Genomic DNA, 8769 nt, shown 5'->3' on the forward strand with positions numbered 1-8769 from the left:
AAAGCCGATTCGCCGGCAATCAACATCTCGGGAAGCCGGAGCGCTTCAGCAGGAACGATAATGAAAGACGAAACGACTGCCCGAAACGATCAGCAGCATGCAACGGCTTTCACGACGGAAGGCTTGCGTTTCGAGGTCGATGGCAAAACCATTCTTCACCCGCTCGATATCAGCTTCAAAGCCGGCGAAATTTCCGGCCTGATCGGCCATAACGGCTCCGGCAAATCCACGCTGATCAAATTGCTGGCGCGGCAGATTCAGCCGACGGGCGGTCGCATCCTGTTCGACGGCGCAGCAGTCAGCGCCTATGACACGCGTGCTTTCGCGCGCGCCGTCGCCTATTTGCCGCAAGACACCACATCGGCTGCCGGCATGAAGGTCGAGGAGCTTGTCGCGTGCGGGCGCTATCCCTGGCATGGAGCGCTCGGTCGCTTCACCGATCTCGACCGCGAAAAGGTAGAGACGGCCATGAAGCTGACGCATGTCGATACCCTTGCGGGCCGGATGGTGGATACGCTTTCCGGCGGCGAGCGCCAGCGCGTCTGGATCGCGATGCTGGTCGCCCAGGACAGCCGCTGCCTGCTGCTCGACGAGCCGACTTCGGCGCTCGACATCGCCCATCAGATGGAAATTCTCGGGCTTGTGCGGGAGCTTTGCCGAACAAAGGACTTGAGTGTTATCCTCGTCCTGCACGACATCAACGTCGCGGCGCATTTCTGCGATCATCTGCATGCGCTGAAGCAAGGTCGCCTGATTGCAACCGGCCCCTCACCAAGCCTCATGAAAGCCGAGACGCTGCATACGATCTACGGCGCCAACATGGGCGTCACGGCCCACCCTGTGCATGGGACGCCGCTTGCCTATGTCATCTGAACGCAGCTTCGAAACCCTGAAGTTATCCCGCCGCGCGCTTCTTGCCGCCGCAGCGCTTTGTGCCGTTCCACGGGCGGGAATGGCAGCCGGGCCGATATCAGGCCCGATCGTCTCGCTGGACTATGGCCTGGCCTCGACGCTGCTTGCACTCGGCGTCACGCCGGCGGCAATCGCCTCCCTTGCCGATTGGAACACATGGGTCGTCGAACCGAAAATGCCTGATGGCGTCATCGATCTCGGCACCACCAGCGAGATCAATCTCGAGGTTCTGGCCAGCGTGAAGCCGGCACTGATCCTGACGACGCCCTATCTCGCTCCCCTGAAGCCGCGGCTGGAAGCGATCTCGCCGGTCTTGGAACTGACAATCTATGCCGATGGCGGCGAGGCACTGCAGCGTTCCATCACGGCGACACGGTTGCTTGCCGACGCCATCGGGCGACGGTCCCACGCGGAAGATTTCCTTGCCCGGTCCGAGCAATTCTTCGACGATTGCGCAATGCGGGTGAAGAAGCTCAACCCTCCGCCATTGGCGCTCATCAATTTTGTCGACACCCGCCACGCCCGTATCTATTGCGGTGCCGGCCTCTACCAGAACGTCATGACCAGGATCGGCCTGAAGAATGCGTGGACCGGGCCTGGCGACTATTGGGGCTTCGAGACAATCGGGCTGGAGCAATTGGCAACGCTCGATCAAAGCCTGCGCCTGATCGCATTCGAACCTCTGCTCCCACCCAACGTCCTCGACAACCTGCGGGATAGTCCGTTGTGGACCAGCCTCCCCTTCGTGCGGGCCGGGCGCGTATCGGTGCTGCCGGGCACCTTGATGTTCGGCATGGTACAGGAAGCGGAACGCTTTGCGCGCATCCTGCTCGATCATCTGGAAAAATTCGCATGACCCGCATCGAAGCAAACAATCCCCTAGGTGCTCCGGCCGTGGCGCTGACGCTGCTGGCACTCGCCGGTCTCCTCTCCTGGCATCAATTGGCCCCTGATTTTTCACGTCTGATGACGCAGGAAGCCGGTTACGATCCGCAGCGTCTGCTGCTGCTCTATTCGACGCTGCCGAGAATTATGACGGCGTTGCTGGCCGGTGCCGCGCTCTCGCTGTCAGGAAGCCTGTTGCAGCAGGTGCTGCGCAATCCGCTGGCCTCTCCCTCGACGCTCGGCATTTCCGCGGGTGCCAACCTTGCGCTGGTGGCCGTCATGCTCGCCTTCCCCGCCGTACAAGGCCTTAGCCGCGATGCGGTCGCCCTGTTCGGGAGTGCCGCAGCCGCGGCCGTTGTTTTCCTCATCGGCGCAAGACGCGGCTTCTCGCCCCTGGCGCTCGTCCTTGCCGGATTGATCGTCGGCGTCTGGAGCGGCGCGCTCGCCGCCATTCTCGTCCTGATGAACGATCGCTACCTTTCCGGCCTCTTCATCTGGGGCGCCGGATCGCTGGCGCAGCAAAGCTGGACCATTCCACTTTCTCTCCTTCCCAAGATCGTCATCCTCTTCGCCGCAGCCCTGCTGATGGCGCGGCCGCTCTCGCTCATGGAGCTAGGCGACAGCGGCGCCAGCGGACTTGGGCTATCGGTGAAACGAACACGTATCGCTGCCGTCTGCATCGCGATTGCGCTTGCTGCCATCGTCACCAGTGCCGTCGGCGTCATCGGCTTTATCGGTTTGATCGCGCCGCGCGTCACCCAGATTGCCGGCGCCCGGCAGATGAAGAGCCAACTCGTCTGGTCTCCCCTCATCGGCGCAGGACTATTGCTTCTGACGGATGAAGCATTGGTGCTCCTTTCCGGCGCATCTTCGACCTTCCTTCCGACAGGAGCCATTACAGCCTTGCTCGGCGCACCGCTTCTGCTTCTGATGCTGCCGCGCCTGAAGACGGTGCAGCGCAATGTTGCGAACCCGTCGCAGGATGCGAACCGCGCCATGCGAACACCGAAAGCGCTGCTGGTTGCCTCAATTCCGGCGCTCGCCCTTCTGCTAGCCGGTGCGGTCTTCTTCGGGCGCGCACCGGACGGCGCGTGGACGTTCCTCACCTATATGCATTGGCCCGACGTGCTGCCCTATCGGCTGCCACGCATCGCCGGCGCCTTTGCCGCCGGCATGATGCTGGGCGTTGTCGGCGCCATCCTGCAACGGCTGAGCGGCAACGAGATGGCGAGCCCCGAGGTGCTGGGCATTTCCGCGGGCGCGACCCTGGGCGTCACCGCCGCGCTTTTTCTGCTGCCTGCTCCAGGCATTGTCGCGCAGCTCGGCTTCGGCGGTCTCGGCGCTTTCGCCGTCCTCGTCGCCATTTTCCTTTTCGGCGTCCGATCGGGCTTCGCGCCCGAGCGTGTGCTTCTAACAGGTATCGCACTCGGGGCCATGCTGGATGCCTTCATCAGCGTGCTCGCCGCCGGCGGCGATCCTCGTACAATGATCGTCATGCAATGGATGAGCGGCTCGACCTATCTTGTTGATACACCAAAGGCAATTGCCGCGACAACCGCAGCGGCGGCAGGCCTTGCACTTGCATTCCTCGCCCATCGATGGCTCGATCTTTTACCGCTCGGTCCACAAGCAGCGCAAGCGATCGGCATCCGCGTCAATCTCGCCCGCGCCTGCCTCTTTGCGCTGGCCGCAACCATGACCGCCGCCGCCACACTCATCCTCGGCCCCTTGAGCTTCATCGGCCTCATGGGCCCGCATCTGGCAAGAGAGCTCGGATTGCAAGGCGCCGCGCCCCAACTCGCCGGCGCAGCGCTGGCAGGCGGTGGCCTGATGGTGCTTGCGGACTGGTTCGGCAGAATGATCGCGTTCCCATATCAAATGCCCGCCGGCCTCGTCTCAGCACTCGTGGGGGCGCCAGTGCTGCTGGTGATGCTGATAAATCGATCGAAATGACCCCTTCACCTTTGCCATATGTACACTTTGTAAGATCGTGAATATGGTACACTAATGACGCTTTGCATTAGGTGTGCCATTGCCATTGTCCAACGCAACCGATTTGCAAATTGAAAGCTGGCAGCCATCCCGCTTCGAGAAGCACCGGAAAGCTCTAACCACGTTGGCGCAGAAAGCCGACCTTGACTGGGTTATCAATCGCTTCCACCACCATCCGTGCCCACTCCGGAGCCGCTGGAGCACGGCGAAAAAGGAGAGTGGATGCCCATAATCTTGGCCGTTCCTACACAATACAGTTAGCAGTAAGCTACGAAGCAGATCTCGCCGAGTTTGGAGATACATCAGGACCGCCCCCACAACGAGACGCCCGCCATACACCTACCACCGATACTTCAGCGACGCCGTGACATTGCGCCCCTGGCCGAGGTAGCAATAACCCTCATTGCAGACCGCCAGGCGGCGGTTGGCGATGTTGCGGAGGTCGACGGAGGCGGTGAGGCCTTTGTATTTCTGGTCGATCGCACCGAAGTCGTAGGAGAGCGCCGCGTCCAGATAGAAGCTTGCGTCATTCTTGGCGGTGTTGGCCGTGCTGGTGTAGGTTTCGCCCGTGTAGCGGATGCCGGCGCCGACGGTGAGGCCTTTTGCTGCCGAATCATCCTGGAAGGTATAATTCGACCACAGGCTGGCGATGCTCTTGGGCGTCACGGCAGGCGCATTGCCGGCGTTGTCGCCACGGGTGATTTCGGAATGGTTGTAGGAGTAAGCGGCAATCACATCCCAGCCATCGGTAATATTTGCCCTGGCTTCCAGTTCGATGCCTTTGTTGGTCACCTCTCCGAGCGAGGCATAGATACCCGTCAGTGGATCGACCAGCACGGGCTTGTTCTTCTCGACGAGATGATAGGCGACGGCCGAGAGCAGAATGTCGGTGCCTGGCGGCTGGTATTTCACGCCCAGTTCGTACTGTTCGCCCTTGGTGGGATCCAGGATGCTGCCGGATGCGGATCGCTGGGTAACCGGATTGAAGGAGGTCGAATAGCTGGTGAAGGGCGCAATGCCGTTGTCGAAGAGATAGAGCGCACCAGCCTGATAGGAAAATGCGTTCTTGCTGAGTTTGTCGTCCGTGGTCGTTCCGGAAGAAACGAAAGTCGTGTCGGTCGACTGTTTGACCCAGGTCTGGCGCCCGCCGAGCGTGAAGCGCCATTTGTCGAGCTCGATCTGATCGAGCGCATAGGCGCCGATTTGCTGCAGGCTGGCATCGACCCGGCTTAAATTGTACTCCGGCGTTGGGCCTGATACGCCATAGGTCGGATTATCAATATCGAAATCGTAGGCGGGGTTGGCCGTCGCATCCATCCCATATGCGAAGGAATCGTTCATATGGGTGTAGTCCAGGCCGAACAGCATGGTGTGGGCGGCCGGCCCAGTATCGAATTTGGATTCCAGCTGGTTGTCGACCTGGAAGACATTGATAGCATCGCTGATCGCAGTCGCTCCGCGATGGGCGACATTTCCGGTCCAGCCGTAGGTACCGAGATAGCGCGCTTTCAGGTCCAGGTGGGAGAAACGAAGATTCTGGCGGAAGGTGAAGCCGCCGTCGAATTCGTGCTCGAACTGGTAGCCTACCTGCTGCTGGCGGGTCTTCTGGTAATCGTAGTCGGGATCGCTTTCGCGCAGCTTGAGGACGTTGCCATCGGGGCTGGTCAGCGCGCCGACATTGGCGTCGACCTCGGTGGACTGCGCCGATCCGTAGACGGTAAATTTCGTCGCGTCGTCAGGCTTCCAGGTGAAGGACGGCTGGATGAAATAGCGGTCGTCAGCAATATCGAAATTGGTATCGCCCTTTCGTGCCAGGCCGACGATCCGGTACAGCATCGTGTCGTCGTCCTTGCTGACCGGGCCGCCGAAATCGAACATCGTCTGGGCGCGATCCGATGTTCCGTAGAGAACTCCAACCTCGCTGATCGTTTCCTCCGTCGGCAGCTTCGATATCTTGTTGACGATACCGCCCGGCGAGCCGGCGCCATAAAGCACCGATACCGGCCCCTTGATCACCTCGACCCTGTCGAGCGCATAGGAATCGGTCCGGAACATCCCGTAATTCATATAGGGCTGGCGCAATCCGTCGCGATAGTCGCCATTAGTGGTGACGTCATTGCCACGAATATAGATCTGGTCGAAGCGTGGATCGAAGCCGTAGGAGCCGGTCTGAACGCCGGCGGAATAACGAACGGCTTCGATGATATCCTGCGCACCACGCTCCTCCATTTCCTTTTTGGTTATGACTGAAACGGAGCGAGGCGTTTCAACCAGAGGCGTGCTGATCTTGGTGGCGCCTTGGCTTTTCTTTGCCGCTATCGTCGTATTGTCGCTTGCGTCGCTCGACTGACCACTGACGACGATCGGCGCGAGCTGGGTCGCGTTGCCGCTGTTTGCATTAGAATCCTGCGCAAAAGCATTTCCGCTCAGCGCAAAGACCGTGGCAAGTGCGGTGGCACTGCTCGCAAGGCGGAACCTCTTACGCATCAAGTTATTGATATAATTATGTGATCCCTGCTTCATATTCCCTTTTCGCCTACCCGTTCCTGAAAAAGATGGCGCAAATTAGTTCGCGGGTGCAGCCGGCGTCAAGAATACATGAGTATTTAAATCATCTTTTTTTTGTTGAATTCCGAACCCTTGTTGCAAAATGGCTTGCTTAATCCAGGGCCTGCCAAAATTGCACAGCCATACCTTGCATTACCGCTTCATTTGAGCGGCTTGTCAGATTGCACCTCCGATAATATGAGGAAACCCGTCATCTTTTTCATTGGGGACGCCACGCAATCCGGCGTTCCCAATATTCGGTCAGCCGGAGATATCATGCCCCAACCGTCATTACCTGAAGCAGCCGAAGTCCCGGCGTCCGTCGCGCTTGCCGGCTGCACGTTCGCCGATCTGAAATTTGAGAATGCCGATCAGCCGCACAGGATTTTTCTTTATCGCCCCAGCAAGCCGGTTCCGCCGGAGGGATGGCCGGTCCTCTATTTGACGGATGGCAACGCCTGCTTTGCCACTGCCGTCGATGCGCTGAAGGTGCAGGCAAGCTACCCGAACGGAACCAATGTCGGCGAAGGCGTCGTCGTCGCCATCGGCTATCCCACGGACGAGCCGTATGATCCGCTTCGCCGTTCCTGGGACCTGAGCCCACCGCCGGGCCGGGTCTATCCACCGTTCTTTCCGGACACGCCCGATGTGAGGACAGGCGGCGGGGAGCATTTCCTGGCGCTGATCGAAAACGAATTGAAGCCCTGGGTCGAAGAGCAGGTTCCGATCGACCGATCGCGTCAGACGCTCTTCGGCCATTCGTTCGGCGGCCTTTTCGTGCTTTACGCACTGCTGACGAAACCCGCGGCCTTCAACCGCTGGATTTCGGCAAGCCCGGCGATCTACTGGGAAGACGCCGCTATTCTGTCGACCGAGAGTGCATTTCTCGACGGACTTCAGGACACTCTCGATATTGAACTGCATCTTTCCGCCGGCCAATATGAAGGCGAGACCCTTGCGCCCTTTCACAAGGGTACGCCGGAGGAACAAAAGCGACTGGAACGCGCAAAGGAAACCCGCACGGTGCAGCTCGCCCGCGAGATGGCGCGCAGATGGGCTAAGCTGACTTCGTCCACAGAAACGGTAACCTTCGAGGAATATGCCGGAGAGAACCATATGTCGGTGCTGCCGGTCGCCTTGAACCGGGCTGTACAGATCGCATTTCGCGGGATGAAATAGTTAGAAAATTCATCCGCTTGCCGCTTGCGGCTCTACCGCATTCTTCGCAACGTGTCGCCTGCTCGCGCAGTCGGCGCGACAGGCTGTATTCGGCGCGGATTTCCGGCCGCTTCGGAGAGTCAATCAAGCGAAATTAACCCTCGATTAACCATAATCGCCTTTCTTTGCTATACTGAATACAAGGGCTTGATTCTAAAGAGCGTCGCGCAATTTGCGATGAATGTGACCACACGATTGCCGCGATCCCGAGATGCATTTTTCAAAAGCAATAGCGTTGATGATATTGGCCTGTCTTGGTGTCGGATGCTCCACAACCGGCCAGGTTCGCCAGTCGATCGGCGTGGAAACTGTTGCTGCCGACAAGGCGCTGGCCTTCCCGCCCCCAGGTGGCCCGGCGATCATCAATGTCGTAGAACGCAGGCATGCCAAGGACGTCGAGCAGACAATCTCTCTTTTCACGTCCTCTTCCGTTCCCGGCCAGAATTTTCTCAAGGTGCAGTTTCTCGGTATAACCGGCTCGAATCCTGGGCTCGGAAGCAGGCCGTTCGATACGGTCAGCGAGCGTGCAATCGCTCGTGAAATGGCGGCGGCGATCCCCGGTGTGCGGCTCGCTCGCTCGGCGATATTCGTCCAGAACGGCTACGGACCCTTTGGCTATGCCTCCGGCCAAAGCAGGGCCGGCGATACCTGCCTCTATGCCTGGCAGCAGGTGAAGGCCGGCTTAGCCCCATCGCAGGAGCAACGCAATTTCGGCATGGTGCAGGTGCGCATCCGGCTCTGCGACGCCCATGCGACGGAACGCCAGCTCCTGAGCACGGTCTATGGTTACACAATCGCCGGCCATTTCACCGGTGCCGCACTGAGCCCCTTCGGCGAGCCTCGCGGCGCCGATGCAGTCCTCGGCAAGCCCGGCCAGCTGGTCTATCCCGACACAACGGCCTATCGTACACCGCCGATCAGCGTTGGCTATCAAAACAGCCCTCCGGCAGTGCGTCCCGTTGTCATTCATCGCCCGGCCGTTTCACAGCCGAAGCCACAGATCCAGCCGACTTTGCCGCCAATGATCGGGCCACGCGTACCCTTGCCGGAGGGGCAGAGCAAGGAGCCACAGACGAATGGCGCAAGCGGGCCAAGCTCGATGGTACAGCCACCACCCACAAATACGGCAAGCAATATCATCGTGCCTTTACCGGACTGTAACGCAGAAGCTGGCATATCCCAGGCGTGCCGCTAGCAAGCGGAACGGCTTGGAGA

Annotated in this window: 6 protein-coding genes; 5 read left to right on the top strand and 1 reads right to left on the bottom strand. The window is 59.7% G+C overall.

Annotated features, from left to right (window positions below; genetic code table 11):
* Positions 1–60 precede the first annotated feature (60 nt).
* Genes HGP12_RS29310 through fhuB form a run of 3 tightly spaced genes read left to right on the top strand, consistent with a single transcriptional unit; the run spans position 61 to position 3750 of the window.
* Positions 61–873, top strand: coding sequence for an ATP-binding cassette domain-containing protein (locus tag HGP12_RS29310; RefSeq protein ID WP_168843045.1), 813 nt, complete (start codon positions 61–63; stop codon positions 871–873).
* Positions 863–1768 (top strand): iron-siderophore ABC transporter substrate-binding protein, encoded by a 906-nt coding sequence (locus HGP12_RS29315; protein ID WP_168843046.1) that lies wholly within the window; start codon positions 863–865, stop codon positions 1766–1768. The genes HGP12_RS29310 and HGP12_RS29315 overlap by 11 nt, the downstream gene beginning before the upstream one ends.
* Complete coding sequence (fhuB, locus tag HGP12_RS29320; protein WP_168843047.1) at positions 1765–3750, top strand: Fe(3+)-hydroxamate ABC transporter permease FhuB; 1986 nt, start codon at positions 1765–1767, stop codon at positions 3748–3750. The genes HGP12_RS29315 and fhuB overlap by 4 nt, the downstream gene beginning before the upstream one ends.
* Positions 3751–4128: 378 nt before the next feature.
* On the opposite strand, the gene HGP12_RS29325 is transcribed toward fhuB, so the two are convergent.
* Positions 4129–6312, bottom strand: coding sequence for a TonB-dependent siderophore receptor (locus HGP12_RS29325; RefSeq protein WP_168843048.1), 2184 nt, complete (start codon positions 6310–6312; stop codon positions 4129–4131).
* Positions 6313–6612: 300 nt separating this feature from the next.
* Between HGP12_RS29325 and HGP12_RS29330 the strand changes: the two genes are divergently transcribed.
* Both HGP12_RS29330 and bcsN read left to right on the top strand, forming a co-directional pair.
* Positions 6613–7515 (top strand): alpha/beta hydrolase, encoded by a 903-nt coding sequence (locus HGP12_RS29330; protein WP_168843049.1) that lies wholly within the window; start codon positions 6613–6615, stop codon positions 7513–7515.
* A 277-nt stretch (positions 7516–7792) separates the two neighbouring features.
* The gene (bcsN, locus tag HGP12_RS29335; RefSeq protein ID WP_409527239.1) at positions 7793–8749 is read left to right on the top strand and encodes a cellulose biosynthesis protein BcsN; all 957 of its coding nucleotides are present in this window, start codon (positions 7793–7795) and stop codon (positions 8747–8749) included.
* Positions 8750–8769: the final 20 nt, after the last annotated feature.

This window comes from Rhizobium sp. P28RR-XV (assembly GCF_012641385.1).
In the GTDB taxonomy this organism is placed as follows: domain Bacteria; phylum Pseudomonadota; class Alphaproteobacteria; order Rhizobiales; family Rhizobiaceae; genus Rhizobium.

What these genes read in the sequence shown, in the direction of transcription:
- HGP12_RS29310 (WP_168843045.1), top strand. Translation starts at nt 61, where the DNA reads ATGAAAGACGAAACGACTGCCCGAAACGATCAGCAGCATGCAACGGCT.
- HGP12_RS29315 (WP_168843046.1), top strand. Translation starts at nt 863, where the DNA reads ATGTCATCTGAACGCAGCTTCGAAACCCTGAAGTTATCCCGCCGCGCG.
- fhuB (WP_168843047.1), top strand. Translation starts at nt 1,765, where the DNA reads ATGACCCGCATCGAAGCAAACAATCCCCTAGGTGCTCCGGCCGTGGCG.
- HGP12_RS29325 (WP_168843048.1), bottom strand. Translation starts at nt 6,312, where the DNA reads ATGAAGCAGGGATCACATAATTATATCAATAACTTGATGCGTAAGAGG.
- HGP12_RS29330 (WP_168843049.1), top strand. Translation starts at nt 6,613, where the DNA reads ATGCCCCAACCGTCATTACCTGAAGCAGCCGAAGTCCCGGCGTCCGTC.
- bcsN (WP_409527239.1), top strand. Translation starts at nt 7,793, where the DNA reads ATGATATTGGCCTGTCTTGGTGTCGGATGCTCCACAACCGGCCAGGTT.